22 protein-coding genes are annotated in these 20,437 nt (G+C 48.1%); 6 read left to right on the forward strand and 16 right to left on the reverse strand.

All coding sequences use genetic code 11. The features are described 5' to 3' along the window. Window positions 1-19: 19 nt before the first annotated feature. From AN963_RS13805 to AN963_RS13825, 5 genes are all read right to left on the reverse strand, one after another. Window positions 20-3,379: a right-handed parallel beta-helix repeat-containing protein gene (locus AN963_RS13805; RefSeq protein WP_055745150.1), complete on the reverse strand. Its 3,360-nt coding sequence runs from the start codon at window positions 3,377-3,379 to the stop codon at window positions 20-22. 242 nt (window positions 3,380-3,621) lie between these two features. Beyond that, window positions 3,622-4,221 carry a sulfite oxidase-like oxidoreductase gene (locus AN963_RS13810; RefSeq protein ID WP_055745151.1) on the reverse strand — a complete coding sequence of 200 codons (600 nt, stop codon included), beginning with the start codon at window positions 4,219-4,221 and terminating at the stop codon, window positions 3,622-3,624. A 159-nt stretch (window positions 4,222-4,380) separates the two neighbouring features. Continuing rightward, on the reverse strand, window positions 4,381-4,812 hold the full coding sequence (locus AN963_RS13815; protein WP_055745152.1) for a CoA-binding protein: 432 nt from the start codon (window positions 4,810-4,812) through the stop codon (window positions 4,381-4,383). Between the two features lie 21 nt (window positions 4,813-4,833). Beyond that, on the reverse strand, window positions 4,834-6,333 hold the full coding sequence (locus AN963_RS13820) for a leucyl aminopeptidase (protein WP_055745153.1): 1,500 nt from the start codon (window positions 6,331-6,333) through the stop codon (window positions 4,834-4,836). Between the two features lie 69 nt (window positions 6,334-6,402). Further along, window positions 6,403-6,774 carry a DUF309 domain-containing protein gene (locus AN963_RS13825; RefSeq protein WP_055745154.1) on the reverse strand — a complete coding sequence of 124 codons (372 nt, stop codon included), beginning with the start codon at window positions 6,772-6,774 and terminating at the stop codon, window positions 6,403-6,405. Window positions 6,775-6,962: 188 nt separating this feature from the next. On the opposite strand from AN963_RS13825, the gene AN963_RS13830 reads away from it, so the two are divergent. Together AN963_RS13830 and AN963_RS13835 are read left to right on the forward strand one after the other, a co-directional pair. Beyond that, window positions 6,963-7,439 carry a divergent PAP2 family protein gene (locus AN963_RS13830; protein ID WP_055746296.1) on the forward strand — a complete coding sequence of 159 codons (477 nt, stop codon included), beginning with the start codon at window positions 6,963-6,965 and terminating at the stop codon, window positions 7,437-7,439. Between the two features lie 24 nt (window positions 7,440-7,463). Beyond that, a complete protein-coding gene (locus AN963_RS13835; protein ID WP_055745155.1) occupies window positions 7,464-8,231 on the forward strand; it encodes a cobalamin-binding protein in 768 nt (255 codons plus the stop codon). Between the two features lie 107 nt (window positions 8,232-8,338). Here AN963_RS13835 and AN963_RS13840 read toward each other — a convergent pair whose 3' ends face one another. The 7 genes from AN963_RS13840 to AN963_RS13865 all read right to left on the reverse strand — a co-directional run bounded on the left by AN963_RS13840 (window position 8,339) and on the right by AN963_RS13865 (window position 13,101). Next, entirely contained in the window at window positions 8,339-8,956 is a 618-nt protein-coding gene (locus AN963_RS13840; RefSeq protein WP_055745156.1) for a 3D domain-containing protein, read from the reverse strand. A gap of 125 nt (window positions 8,957-9,081) precedes the next feature. Beyond that, entirely contained in the window at window positions 9,082-10,029 is a 948-nt protein-coding gene (locus AN963_RS13845; RefSeq protein WP_055745157.1) for an MBL fold metallo-hydrolase, read from the reverse strand. Window positions 10,030-10,251: 222 nt separating this feature from the next. After that, window positions 10,252-10,512 carry a YuiB family protein gene (locus AN963_RS13850; RefSeq protein WP_055745158.1) on the reverse strand — a complete coding sequence of 87 codons (261 nt, stop codon included), beginning with the start codon at window positions 10,510-10,512 and terminating at the stop codon, window positions 10,252-10,254. 197 nt (window positions 10,513-10,709) lie between these two features. Beyond that, on the reverse strand, window positions 10,710-10,850 hold the full coding sequence (locus AN963_RS31190; protein WP_161827283.1) for a YuiA family protein: 141 nt from the start codon (window positions 10,848-10,850) through the stop codon (window positions 10,710-10,712). A 182-nt stretch (window positions 10,851-11,032) separates the two neighbouring features. After that, entirely contained in the window at window positions 11,033-11,509 is a 477-nt protein-coding gene (locus AN963_RS13855) for an NUDIX domain-containing protein (RefSeq protein WP_055746297.1), read from the reverse strand. 146 nt (window positions 11,510-11,655) lie between these two features. Then, window positions 11,656-11,907, reverse strand: a complete 252-nt coding sequence (locus AN963_RS13860) for a hypothetical protein (RefSeq protein WP_055745159.1) — start codon at window positions 11,905-11,907, stop codon at window positions 11,656-11,658. 3 nt (window positions 11,908-11,910) lie between these two features. Further along, entirely contained in the window at window positions 11,911-13,101 is a 1,191-nt protein-coding gene (locus AN963_RS13865; protein ID WP_055745160.1) for an NAD(P)/FAD-dependent oxidoreductase, read from the reverse strand. Between the two features lie 331 nt (window positions 13,102-13,432). On the opposite strand from AN963_RS13865, the gene AN963_RS13870 reads away from it, so the two are divergent. After that, a complete protein-coding gene (locus AN963_RS13870; RefSeq protein ID WP_055745161.1) occupies window positions 13,433-14,443 on the forward strand; it encodes an NAD(P)/FAD-dependent oxidoreductase in 1,011 nt (336 codons plus the stop codon). A 223-nt stretch (window positions 14,444-14,666) separates the two neighbouring features. Continuing rightward, a complete protein-coding gene (locus tag AN963_RS13875; protein ID WP_055745162.1) occupies window positions 14,667-14,951 on the forward strand; it encodes a hypothetical protein in 285 nt (94 codons plus the stop codon). 20 nt (window positions 14,952-14,971) lie between these two features. Here AN963_RS13875 and AN963_RS13880 read toward each other — a convergent pair whose 3' ends face one another. Beyond that, window positions 14,972-15,580 (reverse strand): coiled-coil domain-containing protein, encoded by a 609-nt coding sequence (locus AN963_RS13880; RefSeq protein ID WP_083496940.1) that lies wholly within the window; start codon window positions 15,578-15,580, stop codon window positions 14,972-14,974. A gap of 166 nt (window positions 15,581-15,746) precedes the next feature. Beyond that, a complete protein-coding gene (locus AN963_RS13885) occupies window positions 15,747-16,106 on the reverse strand; it encodes a hypothetical protein (RefSeq protein ID WP_055745163.1) in 360 nt (119 codons plus the stop codon). 203 nt (window positions 16,107-16,309) lie between these two features. Between AN963_RS13885 and AN963_RS13890 the strand changes: the two genes are divergently transcribed. After that, window positions 16,310-16,735, forward strand: a complete 426-nt coding sequence (locus AN963_RS13890; protein WP_236707984.1) for a DUF6157 family protein — start codon at window positions 16,310-16,312, stop codon at window positions 16,733-16,735. A 331-nt stretch (window positions 16,736-17,066) separates the two neighbouring features. On the opposite strand, the gene AN963_RS13895 is transcribed toward AN963_RS13890, so the two are convergent. Both AN963_RS13895 and AN963_RS13900 read right to left on the reverse strand, forming a co-directional pair. After that, window positions 17,067-17,462: a cupredoxin domain-containing protein gene (locus AN963_RS13895; protein WP_236707985.1), complete on the reverse strand. Its 396-nt coding sequence runs from the start codon at window positions 17,460-17,462 to the stop codon at window positions 17,067-17,069. 131 nt (window positions 17,463-17,593) lie between these two features. Continuing rightward, on the reverse strand, window positions 17,594-18,910 hold the full coding sequence (locus AN963_RS13900; protein ID WP_055745165.1) for a helix-turn-helix domain-containing protein: 1,317 nt from the start codon (window positions 18,908-18,910) through the stop codon (window positions 17,594-17,596). Window positions 18,911-19,152: 242 nt separating this feature from the next. Between AN963_RS13900 and AN963_RS13905 the strand changes: the two genes are divergently transcribed. Then, the gene (locus AN963_RS13905; RefSeq protein ID WP_055745166.1) at window positions 19,153-20,394 is read left to right on the forward strand and encodes an MFS transporter; all 1,242 of its coding nucleotides are present in this window, start codon (window positions 19,153-19,155) and stop codon (window positions 20,392-20,394) included. The last annotated feature ends 43 nt before the right edge of the window (window positions 20,395-20,437 follow it).

Genomic DNA, 20,437 nt, shown 5'->3' on the forward strand with positions numbered 1-20,437 from the left:
ATGTAACAGCTCTACTCTACTAATTCCTTCCGCAAATCCCCTGAGGATTACTGGTTGCGCAACTATTTTCAACAAAGTTGTTGCTGAGGTCATCAATGTCAAAGGGGGTATTGTTTTTTAACTTGTTTCGAATGATAGCGTGATTGCTTCCGTGCAGTTCTATTCCGTTCTCTTTGTTTTCCTTCAGCGTGTTCTCCTGGATGACGGTAAAGTCTGTACCTGCACCGACAAAGATTCCGCTTCTTTTATTCTCCGTGATTACGTTTTTCGCGATCACGTCCCCGCCAAACCCTAAAGCAGTAATCCCGCTGCCTTGATTGTTTCGAATATCGTTCTGCAGGATGTAATTTTGGGAGCTAAGGCTATCCATTTGGATACCGCTGCCGCCTGCTTCTTCTATTTTGTTTTGCCTGATTAAGCATACTGTGTTAAAATCCGAAAGCTTGATTCCATTTCCCCCAACGTTTTTGATATGGTTGCGAATCAAAATGATCGCTTCAGCAAATATCAACAGGAATCCATCATTTACATAATTCCGGATCGTAAATCCTTTAATCTCGACTCCTCTTGCTTCCAGCGAAAATGCATTGGAGAGCGCACCCTCACCATCAAGGACAGCATGGTCACCTTCCGCGACGATACGAATAAAGTTTGTATTTATTTCAATGGCTTCATGGTATACGCCATCTGCCACCAGGATGACATCGCCCTCTTGGGCAACATTGACTGCCTTTTGGATCGTAGGCTGATCGCCAGGGACTCTGATTACTCTAATGATTTTTTGGCTGCAAATGCTTGACGGATCACTGTTCATGCATCGGTTTTTGACGTAGTGGTTACCAGCTCCGTTATCTTTGATGTCGGTGCGCCTATTTTGCTTAAGCCTGTTTCGAATGATAGCGTTTTGATTCCCGTTTATTTCTATCCCATTGTCATTCTCTTTTATCTTATTTTCCTGGATGACGTTGAACGTGCTGTTAGCGTTAATCAAGATTCCGCTTCCGTCATTCTTCTCGATATCATTATCCGTAATCACGTTGTCGAGCGAATTCATTCCTTCGATAGATATTCCCTCTTCCTTGTTCTTCCGTACATGATTTTCGATGATATAGTTTTCCGATCCAAAATCCCGGATTCCATCTATCCCGGATTCTTCCACTTTGCTTCTCCAAACCAGGCTGCCATTTGTGGTGAGAAGCTCAATCCCGTTGCCGCTGACCTCATTGATTCGGTTATTGATAAGACTGTTAACAATACCGTTCACGACGAGGATGCCGTCATTACAGTAGTTTTTTATCTTAAACCCTTTGATTTCCACTCCCGAGATTGCGTTAGGGATTGCAGATGGAAACAGGAAGAACGCATTGGCCCGTTTTCCCTCGCCATCCAGAATGACATTGTCGTCTTTGGCTATGATACGGATAAAGTCTGTGTTCACTTCGACGGTTTCATGATATACCCCATCCGACACCAAAATAACATCGCCAGCTTGGGCAACCTGGACTGCCTGTTGAATGGTAGGCTGATCGCGCGGAACTTGAATGACCGACAGTATTTTTTGGACACAGATGCCCGCAGGATTACTGGCCATGCATTGATTGTCAACATAGTGATTGTTGCTGTCCACCATATCAAAAGGCGTATTATTCTTTATCCTGTTTCGAATGAGAGAAGTACCTTGTATATTAAACTCAATTCCATTTCTCTTGTTTTCTTCAACGTTGTTTTCCTCGATAATGCTGACGACACTCTTGTCAATAAAGATGCCTTTTCCTTTGTTACTCTTACTGATATTATTTGCAACCAGATTACCGGTAGTTGCTCTAGCAAAGAGAGTACCTTCAAGGTGAATCCCGTTGCTCTTGTTGTTTTGCACATCATTTTTTAAAATTCCAGTCGGACTACTGGTAAAAGCTCGTATACCGGCACCTCCTGCATGTTCTACTTTGTTTTTCCAAATCAAATGGTTAGATGTAGTATTGAGATCAATTCCATGATTGCGAACGGATGTTATTTTATTTTCAAGAATACTGCTTAGCACGAAGCTTTCTTCCATGCGTATACCGCTGGCGCTTTCATTTATCGTATTTTGCCAAATGAGATTGGCTCCAATATTGCCAGCATTCAGAAACTCGATTCCATTCCCCTCAACGTTCTTGATCTTATTACGGATGAAACTATTACCCGACCCGAATTGAACAAAAATCCCGTCATTTACATAGTTTTTGATAGTAAACCCTTTAATCTCTATCCCCGAGACAAAATCGATGTTGGGAGCAAACTTAAGAAAAAACGCATTGGAACGGATTCCCTTTCCATCAAGGACGGCATTGCTTCCTTCCGAGATGATACGGATAAAAGGTGTAAATACTTCAACCGCTTCATGGTATACCCCATCTGCGACAAGGATGACATCTCCAGCTTGGGCAACATCAACCGCCGCTTGAATAGAAGGTTGATCGACTGGAACTCGAATGACTCCGATTACTTTCTCCAAGCAAATACTGGCGGGGGAGCTGGTCATGCATTGATTGTCAACAAAGCGGTTGTTTGTTCCGTTATCAACAATGTCGAAGATGGCATTGTTGTCTACCCTGTTTCGAATGAAAGCATTATTGTTTCCGTTAATCTCGATTCCATTTTGATTGTTTTCTTCAATTACATTCTCCTCTATGCTGTTTGCCTCGCTGTTTACATCGACAAAGATTCCATTTTGCTGATTCTTCTTCACATGATTATCCGAAATGACACCACTGAAAGCATCAAGTGAGATCCCGTTTCCTTGGCTTTTTTGGATGCGGTTCTTAACGATAAAGTTATTGGAGCTTGAAGAAATTTGAAGTCCATTGCCAACAGCTCCCTCTATGCTGTTTTCCGCTACCAAAAGACTTGATGTAGAAGCAGTCTCAATTCCGTGATTCCCGGCATTTAGAATGTGATTCTCTACTAGAAAGGAAGACTTGCCAAAAACCTTAATACCACTCCCACTAGCATTTTCTATCTTGTTTTGCCAAACTAAAACCCCAACACTACCCCCAAGCTCAATTCCATTAGCACCCACGTTCTTAATGCTGTTACGAATTAAATTGTTTTCCGAACTATCGTCTAAAAAAATGCCGACATTTACATAGTTCTGGATTGTAAAGCCTTTGATTTCGATTCCCAAGGAAACCTGGAGGGTGAAAGCAATCGCCAGGATCCCCCCTCCATCAAGTACGACGTTGTCACCATCCGCGATGACACGGATATTGAGTTTCTCAGCCAGTACAACATCTTCATGGTATATGCCGTCTGCGACCAGAACAACGTCGCCACCGCCTGCAGCATTCACTCCGTCTTGAATGGTCGGCTGATCTCTTGGGACTCTAATGACTGACATTTTTTCACCTTCTTTTTAACTCATGATTGTTCACAATTATCCATTCTCGTAGTTGCGTACCCTTAAATTCCTTCTTAATGTATGTAGATCAACGAATCTTGGAGACGAATATCTGACTATATATGACAAAAAGCATTTGGCCAATCTAAGATAACAAATAGGGGTATCCCATGCTCGCTCTCCAAAGAGCTTGCATACGATACCCCTACGAATTATTTCTTTACTATTACAGCGTCAACTCATCAATCCCACGCAAACCGCTGTTCCTTCCAAGGATCGCCATACATGTTGTACCCGTTTTTCTCCCAGAAGCCCTGCTTGTCTTTCTCCAAAAATTCGATCCCGCGCACCCATTTGGCGCTCTTCCAGAAATAGAGATGGGGAATGACAAAGCGCAACGGCCAGCCATGATCAGGAGTCAATTCCTGTCCATTGTGCTTGTTGGCAAACAAGTTGCCTGCGGTCATGAAGTCTTTTAGCGGCACATTCGCTGTCCAGCCGTGCTCCGCGTGCAGCATGACGTATTTTGCTTCCGGCTTTACCTTGACCAGCTTGAGTACTTCTTCCACCGGGATGCCTTCCCATTCGTTGTCGAGCTTGCTCCAGCCCGTCACGCAGTGGATGTCGTTGGTTGTGCCGCCTCTTGGCATTGCCATCATTTGCTCGTAAGACAGCGTGACTTCCTCTTCTACCAGGCCAAACAGACGAAAGCTCCACTGCGTGGATAGATCCGTATATTGAGGGACATCTCCGTAATGGAGTACCGGAAAGCCTGTCGTTTGCTTCTGATTGGGCGGGATGCGGTCACGTTGTGTATTCGTTGTTGTTTGATTAAAAAACATGTAGCCCACTCCTCCTGTCTTCCTTCTATTCTTCCCTTCTTACCATATCCTGCACAAACCTGCAAGGTAGATTTGCACACTCCATGGCTCTTAGGAATCCGTGCACAAAAACCCTCGCGATCATGCGAGGGTTTGCTGCTTCCTGCGTTTGTGCGAGTCTTATTTGCCGACACGCAGCAGAGCGTGATCCACTTTGATGCACATGTCGTTGACGACAGCGATGCCCTCTTCACTCATTAAGGCAGCGGCATCATCGTTGGAGATTCCTTGCTGCATCCAGAATACTTTTGGCTTGTGCTTCATTTTCTTGGTTTCCTCAGCCACTGGGACGATGTCTTCGCTCTTACGGAATACATTTACGATGTCGACTTGCTCGTCGATCTCCGTCAGGCTAGCCACTACTTTTTCGCCCAGAACGGTTTCACCCGCGATGATTGGGTTGACCGGGATGATACGGTAGCCTGCATGCTGCATAGCGTCAGCGATCATGTAGCTGGTGCGATCCGGCTTGTTGGAGAGGCCTACCACAGCAATTGTTTTCGCCTCTTCCAGTAGCCCTTTACGTACTTCGTTACTTGGATTTTGTACCATATTTCAACACTCCTTTTGGAATTAGGATTGGCTGCGGTTGGATACAAACTGAACAATCGTCCGGGTCATGACGCCGGTACCGCCAGAAGGCTGCATGTCGCCTGTGTTGGCATTGTAAGCTGTCCCTGCGATATCCAGGTGAACCCATGGCGTATCTCCCACGAATTCCTGCAGGAACACGCCACCGATGATCCCGTGTCCGTAGCGGCCACCCGAGTTTTTCAAGTCGGCAAAACGGCTTTTGTTCAGGTCACGATACTCATCGAATGTCGGCAGCTGCCACAGACGCTCACCTGCAACGTCAGCGGCTTCGAGCAATTCATCCATGAGCGCCTTGTCATTCGTCATCGCACCCGAGCAGAAGTGACCCAATGCCACCACGATGCCTCCGGTCAAAGTAGCCGCATCTACCAGACACGTAACACCTTGCTCTTTTGCATACGTGATGCAATCCGCCAGTACGAGACGGCCTTCCGCATCCGTCGTAATGATTTCCACGGTTTTGCCACTCATGGTTGTGATGACATCGCCTGGACGGAAAGCAGTACCAGACGGCATATTTTCAACGGTGCCGATGACTGCCAGCACGTTTACTTTTGGTTTGATCTGACCCAGAGCTTCGAGCGTACCGATCATCGCGGCAGCTCCACCCATGTCCGACTTCATATCTTCCATGCCCGCTACTGGCTTGATGGAAATACCACCTGTGTCAAACGTTACCCCTTTTCCGATAAGGCCAATCACGTCATCCCAGGTTTCTCTTCCTTGATATTTGACGGCAATCACGTAAGGCTCGAGCACGCTTCCTTTTGCGACAGAAAGAACGCCCCCCATGCCCAGCTCTTCCAGCTTGGCCTGCTCCAGCACTTCTACGGTCATGCCATATCGATTGGCTACCTCTACCGCAGCGTCTTTTAACGCGCGAGGGGTCAAATAGTTGGCTGGCTCGTTCACCAGCGTCCGTGCCAGATTGGTACCTGATACGAGCGCTCGGCCGACATGAACCCCCGCCTGCACCAGCTCTTGGGCATCATCGGCGGCCAGAACACGCACAGATGCGACTGGAGCTGATTCACGCTTTGGCTTTTGACGGTAGCCTTCATAATTGTATTCAGCCAATCCAAATGCTTCGGTGACAGCTTGTGCCAAACGGTCTGCAGCAAGTTTATCTGTCGTAGGCAAATCGATTGCGATCTTTTTTCCTTTGCCTTTGGATACCACTGTCTTGGCAGCGCGTCCCCATGCATTGCGAGCGGCAACAAAATCAAATTTTTCCGGAGCGCCCATGCCGACGACGATCAGTTTTTTCGCTGTCAGCTTGCCCATCCCATGAACCACGGCAACGGCTTTTGCGTCCCCGCTGATTTCTTTCTCCTGTTGCAATACACTTAGACTGCCACCAAAGGCTTGCTCGAGCTCAGGGTATACCTGTGCCAGTTCTTCCCCTTTCCACAGTGGAACGATCAATTCATCGCATTCTACACTCACCAGTTGGATCCGTTTTTCTACGGTTACTTCCATATACTCTTCCCTCTTTCTCTGTGATAGGATACAATTATGTGCACATTTGTAGTTTTAACGATTGTTTACTTACGATGTGTCGATACGCAAACGCAATGACGGAAACGCCATGGCTTTGGCTTCTACATACGGAATGTCGTCAGCATCAGGTAGGGCACTCTCGCAAGCTTCTATGTATCGAATGACTTCTTCTACGTCCAGTCCCCAATGAATGGGACCGTAACGGGTCAGGTACTTTCGCGCGTTGCCAATCATCCAGCGAGCACCCTTGATATTGCCGTATTCCCGATGATACAGGCCGACAGCCATTTGCAAGAGCCCTTGCAGGAATTTGTCGGATTTGTTTTCCATCCAGATCTCTTCTAGCAGATCATGGCATTCGTAGTACTCACCTTCATTGAACTTCTCAATGAACTGCAGATACTGTTCGGGATACCGCATGGATGTTCACACCTTCCGTTTCACCATTGCAAAAAAAGAAAAACTTCGTGAAACGCTTCATGATGCCCTCCTTATGGTATCACAGATTGGCAGTCCTTAAAATCCAAACGAAAACTTCACGGATGGAGACAACGCCCTTCTGTTACAATATACGAAAGAAGCGTACAGTAGAAAGGAATGGATTTTCCGTGGCGGATATTTTAGAAAACTTCCCCTTATGGGCTGCGCTGCTTGCCATAGGAATCGCCCAATTTATCAAAATTCCCCTCAATTATTTCGCTACCAAGACATGGCAATGGTCGCTGATGTTGAGTACTGGCGGCATGCCTAGTTCGCACTCTTCGGCTGTAACCGCTCTCTCGACTGCGGTCGGCCTTCGTGAAGGCTTTTCCAGCAACATGTTTGCCATCTCCGCCATTCTTGGCGTCATCGTCATGTTTGATGCGGCCGGCGTTCGTCGTCATGCCGGGATGCAGGCTGTCGTATTGAACAAGCTAGTCGATGAATTTAACCATCTCCTGGAAGGGATGAGGTCGCTCAAAGTACGTCCAAACCAAGAAAAAGCAAAGAAACTGAAGGAGCTGCTCGGGCATCAACCGATTGAAGTATTGATCGGCGGATGGCTGGGAGTCATGATTGCGCTCCTCGTGCATCCGTTTTTCTAAGGCGTATCCAAAGGGGGAATTCGCATGCGCATCGTTTCCATCTGTCCGAGCAATACGGAAATCCTCTATTACCTTGGCCTCGGTGATCAGGTAGTCGGATTGGACGATCATTCCGACTGGCCAGAGGAATGGCAGCACTTGCCCAAAGTGGGACCGGATCTGACGATCGATATGGATCGGGTTGCGGCGCTTACACCTGACTTGGTCATCGCTTCCCTCAGCGTTCCAGGTATGGAAGCAAACGTGGATGCTCTGCAAGCACGAGGGATTCCTCATATCGTCCTGAACCCGTCACGGATCAAGGACATTGCCGCCGATATCCGCCTGGTTGGAGAAGCGACGGGAACGCGCAAGCAAGCGGAAGAGCTCGCGACTCACTTTGACGAAAGAGTAGAAACCATCCGACAACAGACCTCGCAGTTTGGATACAAGCCCAAGCTGTTCTGGGAATGGTGGCCCAATCCGATCTACACACCCGGTCAGGAAAACTGGCTCACGGATGTCAGTGAAATTGCCGGAGCGATCAATGTGTTCAGTGACTATCCCGTAGCAAATGTGAAAGCGACTCGGGAGATGGTCATGGAGCGAGATCCCGATCACATCTGCGTCGTCTGGTGCGGCATCGAGCTCAAACGAATTAAGCCAGCCATGATCACCGAACGCCCCGAATGGGAAGACATGACTGCCATCCGAAATAATCACGTTCATTTACTCGAAGAAGGATTGTACTGCCGTCCTTCTCCCCGTATTCTCGAAGGACTGGAAAAGCTCGTCGCACTCATTCACCCATAACGTACAAAAACGTTCAGAACCGAATCACGGTCTGAACGTTTTTTCTTTTTTCTTTCATGCCGCCTACGCAGCATCTTTGGTTTGCTTTTGCTATTCAATTTTGTGTGTTACTTTACGACTTCCGCCATCGCGGCGATTCCTTTCTGGTTCAGGTTATTCAGAAAGGCTTCCGTCAGCTTGCCATCACCGCGTCGTACGACATAGACATCCAGCGATTTTTTACCCCATTGCTTGAACACGTCTTGCTTGGTCTCAAAATACAGGTCAATCTTATGTCCGCGAATCGCGCCACCCTTGTCAGCCACCACTCCGTAGCCGTAACCGGGAATGTACAGAACCGTTCCGATGGGAAAGATGCGCAGGTCAGCAGCAATCGTCGAGTAATCGTCTCTTCGCACTTTAACGCCTGAATATGTAATTCCATAAGACGGATGAGACGGATTTTTCCCCGTCGACTCGAATCCGGCGTAATAGCCTGTCGCTACAACACGCACTTTTGGATACTGATCCAGCAGCACGTCCGTTTTATCGATGACTTGAGTGAATGAGCTGGCCGAGACGGTCCGTTTTTTGACGACCCTCTGCCCCTCTTTGGTTTCCCTGATTCCAAAGGCAGCTTGGATGCTGCGATCTCCTACTGCATTATAGCCATATCCATCGCTCGCAAATCCCGTCAGCACCATGATGAGTAGAGCGAAGAAACTTACTGACAGCTTTCCATTCATTTCTGGTAAACCTCCTCTCGGTTCTAGTCATGTCCCGAAGAGGAGGAAACTATACACAAATTTTGGATTGTTTATGAAAAATTCTGTATGTTAGGTGTTGCGGGAATGTTACAGCTCAGTGTTCTTTATGTCCGGCTGTATTTGCAAACGCCTGATTCTGTAGCAACGCAAAGCTCGCCTGATGCGACGAGATAGCGCAAGTACGCGTTCGTCTCCCCGAGCAGAATCCACTGCTGGAACGTTGCCAGTTCTTTCGTCGCCAATGTGTGGGATACTTCGTAGGCAGTCATTTCTTTCGTCACTTGCTGGCAAACGAAGCCCAACCTCGACTCAAAATGAGAGATGAGCTCGTTTAGCCGTTCCGGCGCATCTGCAAAAGCAGGGCCATGCCCTGGCAGGACAAGGGATATCTCCATACTCTTCATCTGTCTGAGCGTAGCTAAATAAGTTGCAAGCGGATTCGTATCTCCATAGCCATGGTAAGAAATATAAGGTACGACCTCGCGTGTGAAGTGATCTCCCGAGATCAGAATTTGTTCTTCCCGATTGTAAAAACAGATATGCCCACTTGTATGACCAGGCATGTTGATTGCTTCAAATAGAAGTTCGCCAAGGAAAAATGAGTCACCCTCCTGAAGGGCCATTACTCGCGAAGGAACAGGGAGGATCTGTTGGTTCCTGGCAGTGGCATTGTCCTGTAGCTCATCGATCATCGCATCTGGCAGTCCTGTCGTTTGGTAAAACCGACGGAATCCTTCCTTCGTCCAGGCACGTTCAGCCAGCTCTTGCTCGGCTTCGGGCAACAATACCTCTACCCCTGTCCATTCCTGCATTTCACCCGCAAATCCGAAATGATCCGCGTGGTGATGGGTCACCAAAATGCGTTCGATATCTTTGGTCGGATCAATCCCGTACTGGGCAAACACCGATTCCCATCGTTTTCTCGTATCGACACCATAAATCCCCGTATCGACGATCGTCCACTTACCGTCTCTTTTCCCAAGATAGGCGTGAACTTGATCATTCCAAAAAGAAAGCGGCAATGATACCTGATACAACCCTTTCGTTTCCATCCAATCATCCCCTTAATGTCTTAAACATTTTGATTCGATCAACACCTACAACGGAACTTTCTTGCACGTCTGTCATTTTTCCTGCCGGATGACAAAAAATTTTGAAACATCGTTTTATATAGACACTACTGTGTATAAAAGCGGTGTTGAGAGTTGAATTTACAGGCAAAAAAAGAGGATGCCTCCCCTTACTCCCGCGGGGAAAACATCCTTTGTACAAGCTTAAAACATCCGATATCCTTTTTTGCGCAGCGTATGAATCGTCCAGCCACTGGCTACTGTACCGGCCATTCCGCAGCCGAGAATAAGCGCGTCCCAAACGCCTGGGACAATTTTTTGATAGACCAGTGCACCTACCAGCACACCGATCGCGATCACAACAGGTAGCCAGGTTGTTTTCAAGATCATGTTTAAAATAAATCCGATGCCAAATCCCAGCACGGTAAAAAGAACGATGGATACTACAAACTGAAGCAAGCTCATCGACGTACGCCCTCCTGCCTACTCACTCACCATCGCAGATGATGAAAAAGATGGCTTTATTCGTATTTTAGTGTAGCCTAAATGAGCCGGACAGGTCAATGTCTGAACAAGTTTTTGGCGTAGTCTTAGCTTCCTTTATCTCCGTACAAAAAAGCCGATTCGCTGTTCACGCGATCGGCTTTTGTACGCTATTGTGATTATTTGTTGGTAGCGACTGGCTCTTGCTGATGATGAGTACCAGATCCCTCACAGTTTGGACAGTTTTCCGTTCCGCCCAGGAGCAGATGGAAATACCCTTGTCCTTCGCAGTACGGGCATTGTTCTTGTTTTGATCTCATGGTGAGCTCCCCTTTCCTATCTTACATGCGTTGGGAATAATTGCATGTATTTTCTGATAATTTTGATGTGTCTTACTTTATCAGAAAAAGCATCTTTTGCACAATTCAGTATTTATCTGAAAAAACAGAAAAAACCGCGATGTAAGCGGAAACATCACGGTCTAGCTACTTTTTTCTCACAATTACTTAAAGATCTTATAGGAAGTGTATTGAAAGACGGGATCGATGTCGAACGTTTGGCCAGGCATGCCGCGTTCCCGTTCTCTATATCCAGGCAAGACGATCTTTAGATAGGTCGAGGACAACGGATCGGTAAGCAGCTCCTGGATCGGCATAAAACGCGTCTCCGCGATCTCTCCCTCCTGGGGCCGAGGCTCACCACTCACGTAATCCATCCAAAAGACAACCATGTTGTCGCTGATCGATTCTCGGATGACGCCAGAGCGAATGCCAGCTACCTGCTGCACAACGGCTTCCACCCCTGTTTCCTCCAGTACTTCCCGAACCGCTGCCTCGTCCACTGTCTCGCCCTCTTGAACAAAGCCCGCTGGAAACGACCATTGTCCTTTTAACCCGCTGTACGCTTTTTTGACCACGAGCGCCTCTTCCCCGCGAATGACGATTCCGCAGGCACCCAGCCATACTTTCCCTTCTCGCACACGTATCGCTTCCCTTCTAGTCCGATGCTGTGCTTTGAGTATACCACCAAATACGTGACCTCCAACGTTCATAACTAACCCCCGGCGAATATTTAAATCCACCGGCCATTAATGAAACCCACCGGCGTATCCACCGGTGGGCCAAGTCACTCGTCATCGTCATCCAATAGTCCGTTATCGATCATGTAGCGTAGATTTTCCCGATCCCGTTCCCGTCCTTTTTCCTTGAGACGGTCGATGGCAGGTAGGATCAGAATATCTACTTCGTGCTGCACATGCCAGGCGAGGTCGTGGCGCCCTTGCTCTTCCAGATACGCCCCTACTTCCATCATGGCATTGTAGCGGTCCATTTCTTCACGGGTCATCAACCCTCTGACCTGAATACTTGCGTGGCGCATCGTTTACAGCTTTACTTTCTTCAGGGCCAGACCAACGCCACCGATTTTATAAAGGTAACGCAGATCGCTCGCCTTTTTCATCATAGCTGCTGTACTGCCAAACAGCTTTTTCGATCCGACCTGACCGATGCCTTCCCCTTTTCCGAGGGATGCGAGTGTTCCTTGGAGATGTGGAGTAAACTTTTGGGTGAGTTCTCCACGAATCATAGCAGCGAGGTTTTCGCCGAGTGTTTCGCCTTCTTGTACCGCGATTTGAGCCGTCGGTGGGTACGGACGACCTTCCTCATTAAAGATCAGGGCGCAATCCCCGACCACAAAGACATTCTCATGACCTGGAGCACGCAAGTATTCATCCACCTTGACGCGACCTCGCATGACTTCGAAGCCTGCTTTCTCTACGATGCTGTTGCCACGTACACCCGCTGCCCAGACCACCGTTTTGGACTTGATTTCTTCTCCGCTTGCCAGCAAGACGCCATCTGGCGTGCATTGCTTGATCGGAGTCGCGATCTTGAATTCGATCCCCTTCTTGCCGAGTACATCCATCGCATAGCTGACCAGCTCCGGATCAAAGCCAGGCAATGCCGTTGGAGCCGCTTCGATGCAATATACTTTCACCTGGCTCGGATCGACGTCGAATTCTTCGCAGAGCTCAGGCAGTCGATCGCCAAGTTCACCGCAGAACTCGATACCGGTAAATCCTGCTCCACCGACTACGAACGTGACGTAATCCGTGCGGTCTGGCTCTTGTTTGAACTTCGAGAACATGTACTGAATGTGCTCTCGAATATTGCGCACGGCATTGATGCTGCGGATGCTGAACGCGTGCTCCTTGAGCCCTTCGATGCCGAACGTTTCCGGCTCACTGCCCAGACCGATAACGAGGTAATCATAGGAGAGGACTTCGCCACTTTCCAGCGTGACCGTCTGCTCTTCGGACTGGATGGACTGTACCGTCCCTTTAACAAAATTCACTTTATCCTTGTTAATGATCCTGTCCAGATCTACGCGAGCATGGTCGGCAGAGGCCGTTCCCGCCGCAGGCTCATGGAGCCAGGTCGTGATGTAGTGGTAATTGTGCTTGTTGACCAAGGTCACTTCTGCTTCGTTATAATTCAGCTTTTTCTGCAGTTGCAACGTGGTGAGCAGGCCTCCGTAGCCGGCGCCAAGGATGAGGATTTTGGGTGTGCTCATGATATCCCTTCCATTCATCAGGATAATTGTAAAAGAAGTTTGTGCGAAATTTCACGTGGTCTGTTACAAAATAAGATGCCCCAAGTCCGAATGCGTGTCGTCTCGCAATGATTGCCCTGTAATGAGATAGATTCCAACCTGTGAAAAAATGCACAAAGCTAGATGAAAATGTGGCAATTTCTTTACAGTCACCATCATATTATCCAGTGCAGATCTGATTTGCAAGGGTTTTTTACCTAGTCGACCGAATTTTCCCTGCTTTTTTTCGATTGGAAGTTTACGGTATAATGATGGGTGAGTTCGGTTCAGATAATTTCGGAGGTGCTTTGGATTGAATTTTCTGCAAAAGGATGAGCAAATCTACGACATCACAATCATTGGAGGCGGACCAGCCGGCTTGTTCACCGCATTTTATGGTGGCATGCGTCAGGCGAGTGTAAAGATTATTGAGAGCATGCCCCAGCTCGGCGGGCAATTGTCTGCTCTTTATCCGGAGAAGTACATATACGATGTAGCCGGATTTCCCAAGGTTTTGGCTCAAGACCTGATCAATAATCTGAAAGATCAGATTTCACGTTTCCAACAATCTGTCTGCTTAGAGGAAAAAGTGGAAAACGTCGTGAAGAAAGCGGACGACGTGTTTGAAATCACTACGGACAAAGGCACTCATTTCTCCAAGGCCGTGATTATTACGGCAGGTGTAGGTGCTTTTGAACCCCGCAGGCTGGAACATCCAGATGCCGTCAAATACGAAAAATCCAATCTGCACTATTTTGTTACCGACCTGAACTCCTTCAAGGGCCAACGTGTTGCCGTCATCGGTGGGGGCGATTCTGCCCTAGACTGGTCCCTGATGCTCGAACCGATCGCAAAAGAAGTCCACCTCATCCATCGCAGAGATAAATTCCGCGCCCATGAACACAGTGTGGAAATGCTGATGTCTTCGAAAGTCAAGGTCACGACTCCGTTTGAGGTTGCTGCCTTGCATGGTACCGAAAAAATTGAACGTCTCACCCTTTCCAACTGCACCACCAAGGAAGAGCTTGATCTGGAAGTGGATGCAGTGATCGTGAACTTTGGCTTTATTTCTTCACTTGGCCCTATCAAAAATTGGGGGCTGGAGCTGGAGAAGGGCTCGATCGTGGTAAATAGTAAGATGGAGTCGAATATCCCGGGTATTTTCGCAGCAGGCGACATCGCGACGTACCCAGGCAAGGTGAAGCTGATCGCTGTCGGCTTTGGGGAAGCACCTACTGCTGTAAACAATGCAGTTGGCTACTTCAACCCGGATGCGAAGCTGCAGCCTGGGCATTCTTCAAGTATGGACAACTTTAAATCTTAGTGTTTGAGATTTAGGAGGAAGCGCGGAGGATAATCTTCGCGCTTTTTGTTTGCCCTAGTTCTACCGTTCGGTACTGTTGCGGCGTGGCGGAAAAAGGAGAAAACGCTCCAGATTAGTAGGGACACTTATGCTGAGGTCACCTGCCGGGCTCTTCCTGTATACTCCCCCATCATCCAGCGCACAGTAGAACAGACACCCAGAACGACTCTTCTAGGAGGATCTCATGGACCATCTTTGTCCGGTTTGCAATGGTTTGGTTTCCTTGGAGCAGGCATGCTCCCACTGTGGGAATCGCTTGGAGGACGGGGGGCGTTTGTACGATTATTATGGGGACTATAGTCCGTATCAAGAGATTGATGATGCGAAAATGGATAACGGCTTTCCTGATCGGGTGCAACATCAGTGTCTGCATACGGGCTGGTGTCCACAGTGCCGCGTAGAGCAGACTGTCAGCGTCCGAGAATGGACGGTCACGATGCTGAACGCACAAAAGGACGCGTACAAATGACACGTCCTTTTTCAACCTGATTATTTTTTCTTCTCGGCCAGCTTTTTGGACAGCCTTTCATTCTTGGCCTTCATTTGCTCAAGCAGTTTGGGCAGAACGGTTTTGATCTTGGTAGCATCACCAGAGGCGATGGCTGCGTCGAACTCTTCATGCGTCTGCTTGAATTTCTCGATTTGCGCCTTTCTGTCTTCGTTCTCCCCTGCCTGGTCCTGACCGCCGCGATTTTTTTCCTTCCACTCCTTGTATTGCTGCTCCATTTGATCGTTGGTGATTGCTCCGGTTTGCACCTGTTCTCTCAGCTTGGCTCTCATCTGACTTTTTTCTTCACTGACGGTTTCTCGAGCAGCGCGAAGTTGTTCGATCAATTTTTCCCGCTCTTTGAGTACTGCTTGCCACTCGCCCACCTGATTCGGTGTGTACTTTTCCGCCAAGAGGGTCATGTACATCCGCTGATGAGCCCCCATGTTCATGGCATACCGCATTTTTCCCTGCCCATTTCCATGATCGCCATGGTTGTGCATCAACGTGTTTTCTACGGTGGATTGACCCCCCGCAGCCTGAACGCCTGCTGGTATCGCCAAGCCCATGACCAGCGCTGTCACCATCATTCCTTTTTTCCATTGCTTCATGCTGTTCACTCCTTTTCCTGTCTGCACGATATTCCTCGCGTGAGAGGAAAACGGTCAGCGCTCTTTTCATAAGGGCTGGCTGCCCGCTTTCCTTCCAAAGTGTGTCCACTGAATGTGGCACGATTGTTGAAGGATTGTGGAAAAATGTGTAAAAATAATTTTGTGCCTAAATCGGACGCAATTCATTCCGATCTAGACCCAAAGTCTTCACTAGTCCCATTTGCTCCAAGTCTTGCTTCGTTTTGGAAGTACCATGCTGATAAATAATCTGGTAGATTGCGCGCAGGTTGTCATCGTATTCATCATTGTCCCGGTCAGGCATATCAGACCATAGCGTATGTCCATGCATCCACATCATGAAGTCTCCATGCACGCAATTGTTCAGTAAGTCGCGCAGCATTCCCACTTCTACGTCTGTTGCTTCAATCTCAAAATCGTACGTGGAAGAGCCTTTTTCATCGCGAATCTCAGCAACAGTCGTTCCACTCTGCAACGTGATGTAATATCGATTTTTATCCAGGGCCACCCTCTCCTTCGCTTAGAACTCGGCCCTGCCGTTAGCGGAGCCATTGGAGGTATCACGAAAACATTCCCTCTATACTTTTCTCCACAAAGAGGCAAAATATGTATTTCGTAATCCGAAGAAAATTTCCCAGCATTGCCCCATGCTTCGAAATCCGCTAAGCTATTGTTCAAAAGCGATTATTCCAAAAAGCGGGTGAAGATGCAGTGAATGCCATCCTCGATACTTTCGTCCAAGTGGCTCAGGATTGTCCGGTAACGGTAGGCGTGGTACCGACCACCAAAAAGAACGCGAAACCTTCCATTCACATGATCCAATACGAACTGCTGTCAGCCTCCCCCTACCATTACACGTTGGAAGATCTCATTTACGAAGTACACATTCGACATAAGGAGATTCCCGTCGAGCAGGTAGAACAACATGGGGACAGAATACGCGCAGAGCTGTTTCAGAAAAGTCATCCTTGCATGCGGGCATCCATGCTACCGAAAAAATTCGGCTGGGGCGTACATTACGATTCAGAAGGCAAACTGGCGCTCTATGGAATGGAGACGGAGCCATACCGCGATTACATAGCCGGAACAAGTGATGGGCCCAATGTGGTATACGCGATGCGTAACAAAAGGGCTTAAATTCATAGAAAGAAAGCGTGGCATGCAAGAACATTTCCTTCTGTTCTCGCTGCCGCGCTTTTCTTTTTTGCTACGCCACTTCTTATTTTCCTTGCCGCAAATTGTGCCCCGTATTTTCCCCTGTATTGGGAGGCGTACTCCGAGAACCTGCTGATGCCTCTGTTGGTCGTTTGTTCTTGTTGTTGTGCTTTGCCATTACAATCTCCTCCTGCGTGTAGGGTGCATCCTCTGTAGTATGTCCTACGGCAGAATGGAAAAACACCCTGACCCGCGTTGCAGGCCAAAGTGTTTGGGTGGTCGTGCTTTTCTTTTCTTTCTCCATGCGTCAAATCTATTTCACAACAAGTTTGGAAACCATTTTACCGTGGTCTGGACCACAAATCACGCTACAAAAAATGGTGTATTCGCCAGCCTTATCGATTTTCAGTGTTTTGCTGCCTTCTTTTTGGAGCTCAAAATCCGTTCCTTCGATGCCGATGCCATGGAAGCCTTCAGCAGACTTGAAGTTAACCGTGAACTCTTCCCCTGCTTTTACTTCAAATGTATCTTGATTGAATTTCCAGTTGCTCGCCTCAATATTGATCGCTGTACCTGTGGTAGCAGCTGGAGTCGAGGTGGTTTGGGTACCACTCGCTGCCTGATCTTTGCTTTCGCCACCACATGCCGTCATCAGCATCGCTGAAAAAGCAACAGCTGAAACTAGCAATCCCCACTTCTTTGTCATCATGACCCCTTCTTTCTGATTGTTCTACACTTCCATTTTACTGAAAGATTGTTGTCCAAAATCTGGGAGTCTGTGACTGAATCGTGACTGAATGGTGACGAATTAGCTAACGTTGATATCCTAATCTTTTCCGCCTATTCCTCGCTGGTCAGCTGAATCTGGTAGATCTTCTTGGGTCTTCCCCGCAATTTCTCCTGTTTCTTGTAAAGAATACGCGCGACTCCCTTTTCCTCGAGCTGATTCAGCATGCGATTGGCGCTACGAACCGTAATCCCCAGATGATAAGCGAGCTCTTCAGCGGTCAGCTCGTTGCGTTCAGTCTTTGCGAGCACGGCCATGATCTTTTGTAGCTGCAAGGTGGACAGGTCGGTCTCTTCACTCTTGCGCTGCACAAATTCATTGACCTGATTGCGGTAAGTCAGACAGCTTTCTTCTCCCAATGGCCCGATGATCTGGTCACTGTCTGTCACCACAAAGGTGCCACTCGTCTTGCTGGCATAAGACATACTATTCGCGGATTGGGCATTGATCCTCGCCTTGTACATGCTATTCCCTACCCCCCATCCGATATGGACAGGGAAGGGCAGCGTCTTCTGCAGATAGGTCAGCAGTAAGCATTGCGTGAGGTTGTCCGTCAATGTCTTCAAGTCTTTAAACGAGCTAATGATTTCAAAGCTGTTGTTCGACTTTTGGATGATGAACGGTATCTTCTGTTCTGTGCTGAACTCCAGTAAAGATTTGTGCAGCAGCATCTGCCGCAGCTCCCATTCGTTTAGGCTCTCCTTGGCTGTCTCCACGCTACCCATGGTGACGTGCCCGATCGCAATCCGACTCTCCGCCAGCTTGATGGCAGCCAGTTCACTGATGATCTGCTCAAACTGTTGAACTATCGAGTCAGGCGAAGGAAACAGGTAAATGTGGGGTATCCCTTGCGTCGTCAAATCTTGCACGATATTACTCATCCGCGTCAGCGACAGATCGATCTTGCCTTCCTGCCACAGTTGTATGTGTTCGTTCAGCACTTCTTCATGAATCTTGTCGGTAACGGGGAATGGTGAAACGGTGTAGGGCATGGAATCAGCGTGAATGACCTCTTTGATCCCAAAGAAGTTGTTATATTTGGAGAGAAAATCAATATAGACACGGGAAAAGTCGAGATCCCGATGATTCATGCTGAGCTGAAACAATTTTTTGTAGAACTCCTGCTCACTGATCTGGAAGGTGTAGGTCGGTACCGTGAAGCTTCCCCATTGGTCCGTTAAGTAGAAATAAGCCAGCTCAGTCAAGACAAAGCCATCGACCAGCTGCTCGTTTTGCCGGTACAGATCGGGAGTCTCGTGCAATCGATGATAGGGCAACAGCACGACCTCGCAGGTATCTGAGACACGGGCAGGCACCGTTGTCAATTCTTTTAGAGAGTGCTGGGCGATGATCGCACCCAAACGGATCATAGAAATCCCTCCTTTCACTCACTAGCTTATTATAGGAGATTCAACCCCCTTTGAAAATATTTATAAAAGACTTGAAATACAGAAAACATTGCTTTAAAGTATTTTTAGAAAACGTCTTAAACATGTCTAAAAATATATTCGTAAAGATTCCTAAGGTGGTGATCATTTCTCTACTGTAATTTGAGCTCTCGTCTTCTCGCTTTTGGCTAAAAACATTGAAAACGCTACCAAGGGGGATCTCGATGAACGTCACGCCTGCTGCAAACAGTAAACACAAATACCTGGTCCTGGGGCTTCTTTGTCTGGGATGGATCATCAACTACTTCGACAAAGTCGCGATCAACGTGGCTGTCATTCCGATCTCTCAAGAGTTTGGCCTCTCTGAAACACAGGTCGGGCTTATTCTTAGCAGCTTTTTCCTCAGCTATGCAATCATGCAGCCAATCGGAGGCAGTCTGGCTGACAAATTCGGCTCGCGCAAAGTCATCTTGATTTCCGTCATCTGTTGGTCCGTGTTTACGATTCTCACGGGTACCGCTTGGTCGTTCCTTTCTCTGATTGTGATTCGTTTCCTTTTCGGGATCGGCGAAGGCAGCTATCCTTCCGCCAGCTCTGTAGCTGTCGCCGAAAGCTTTCCACAGCATGAGCGTGCTCGTGCCAAATCGATTTTGACCTCCGCTACGACGATCGGTGCCGTGTTGGCTACCTTGGTCGCCGCTAGCCTGTCCAAGCAATACGGCTGGCAAACCATGTTCGTCATTCTCGGGGTACTCGGATTGTTTCTAGCTCTACTCTACGCCAAATTTTTGCATCCCACTGGCTCCCAAGCAGTCAAAGCCAAAAGCTCTACTGATAAGCTCCCGCTCAAAGATCTGTTGAAAATTTCTATGCTGTGGAAGCTGATGGCCATCTATTTCGGCATTTCCATGGTGAACTGGGGCATGATGTCCTGGATGCCTTCCTACATGGTCAAAGTACGCCATCTCGATATGGTATCCATGGGTGCTTTGGCTTCCATTCCAGCGATTTTGTCTTTCTTCACCGTCTTGGGTACAGGTTGGATGCTGGATAAACGAATGGTCGGACGCGAAAAGTATTTGATCTCGATCGGCTCAGTCATTGGTATCATATCGCTTTATCTGTTGTCAAAAGCACCAACTGTTGCCCTCGTCGTCACGTATCAGGCATTTGCCAGCATCGGTCTCGGCGCAGCGGTTACGACCACTCTGACCATGCCCCTCAAGTACATATCTCCGTCTTCCGTAGGGGCTGCTTCTGGCCTGATTTATCTCGGGGGACAAATTGCTGGGGTCATAGCACCGACAGCCATGGGCTTTATGATTCAACAGTTTAACGGCTCTTATGATGCAGCTTTCTGGTTGTTGATCATTGCGACGGCGATCCCATTCGTAGTAGGCATGACGCTGCGCACAGGGTCCACTTCCAGACAAGAACCACCACAGGCAGTGACTCCTAGCGTCTGATTTTCGCTGGGGCTTTCGAGAAAAAAATTGCTATAGCGAGGTG

The organism is Brevibacillus choshinensis (genome assembly GCF_001420695.1).
GTDB lineage: Bacteria > Bacillota > Bacilli > Brevibacillales > Brevibacillaceae > Brevibacillus > Brevibacillus choshinensis.

What these genes read in the sequence shown, in the direction of transcription:
- AN963_RS13805 (WP_055745150.1), bottom strand. Translation starts at nt 3,379, where the DNA reads ATGTCAGTCATTAGAGTCCCAAGAGATCAGCCGACCATTCAAGACGGA.
- AN963_RS13810 (WP_055745151.1), bottom strand. Translation starts at nt 4,221, where the DNA reads ATGTTTTTTAATCAAACAACAACGAATACACAACGTGACCGCATCCCG.
- AN963_RS13815 (WP_055745152.1), bottom strand. Translation starts at nt 4,812, where the DNA reads ATGGTACAAAATCCAAGTAACGAAGTACGTAAAGGGCTACTGGAAGAG.
- AN963_RS13820 (WP_055745153.1), bottom strand. Translation starts at nt 6,333, where the DNA reads ATGGAAGTAACCGTAGAAAAACGGATCCAACTGGTGAGTGTAGAATGC.
- AN963_RS13825 (WP_055745154.1), bottom strand. Translation starts at nt 6,774, where the DNA reads ATGCGGTATCCCGAACAGTATCTGCAGTTCATTGAGAAGTTCAATGAA.
- AN963_RS13835 (WP_055745155.1), top strand. Translation starts at nt 7,464, where the DNA reads ATGCGCATCGTTTCCATCTGTCCGAGCAATACGGAAATCCTCTATTAC.
- AN963_RS13840 (WP_055745156.1), bottom strand. Translation starts at nt 8,956, where the DNA reads ATGAATGGAAAGCTGTCAGTAAGTTTCTTCGCTCTACTCATCATGGTG.
- AN963_RS13845 (WP_055745157.1), bottom strand. Translation starts at nt 10,029, where the DNA reads ATGGAAACGAAAGGGTTGTATCAGGTATCATTGCCGCTTTCTTTTTGG.
- AN963_RS13850 (WP_055745158.1), bottom strand. Translation starts at nt 10,512, where the DNA reads ATGAGCTTGCTTCAGTTTGTAGTATCCATCGTTCTTTTTACCGTGCTG.
- AN963_RS31190 (WP_161827283.1), bottom strand. Translation starts at nt 10,850, where the DNA reads ATGAGATCAAAACAAGAACAATGCCCGTACTGCGAAGGACAAGGGTAT.
- AN963_RS13860 (WP_055745159.1), bottom strand. Translation starts at nt 11,907, where the DNA reads ATGCGCCACGCAAGTATTCAGGTCAGAGGGTTGATGACCCGTGAAGAA.
- AN963_RS13865 (WP_055745160.1), bottom strand. Translation starts at nt 13,101, where the DNA reads ATGAGCACACCCAAAATCCTCATCCTTGGCGCCGGCTACGGAGGCCTG.
- AN963_RS13875 (WP_055745162.1), top strand. Translation starts at nt 14,667, where the DNA reads ATGGACCATCTTTGTCCGGTTTGCAATGGTTTGGTTTCCTTGGAGCAG.
- AN963_RS13880 (WP_083496940.1), bottom strand. Translation starts at nt 15,580, where the DNA reads ATGAAGCAATGGAAAAAAGGAATGATGGTGACAGCGCTGGTCATGGGC.
- AN963_RS13895 (WP_236707985.1), bottom strand. Translation starts at nt 17,462, where the DNA reads ATGATGACAAAGAAGTGGGGATTGCTAGTTTCAGCTGTTGCTTTTTCA.
- AN963_RS13900 (WP_055745165.1), bottom strand. Translation starts at nt 18,910, where the DNA reads ATGATCCGTTTGGGTGCGATCATCGCCCAGCACTCTCTAAAAGAATTG.
- AN963_RS13905 (WP_055745166.1), top strand. Translation starts at nt 19,153, where the DNA reads ATGAACGTCACGCCTGCTGCAAACAGTAAACACAAATACCTGGTCCTG.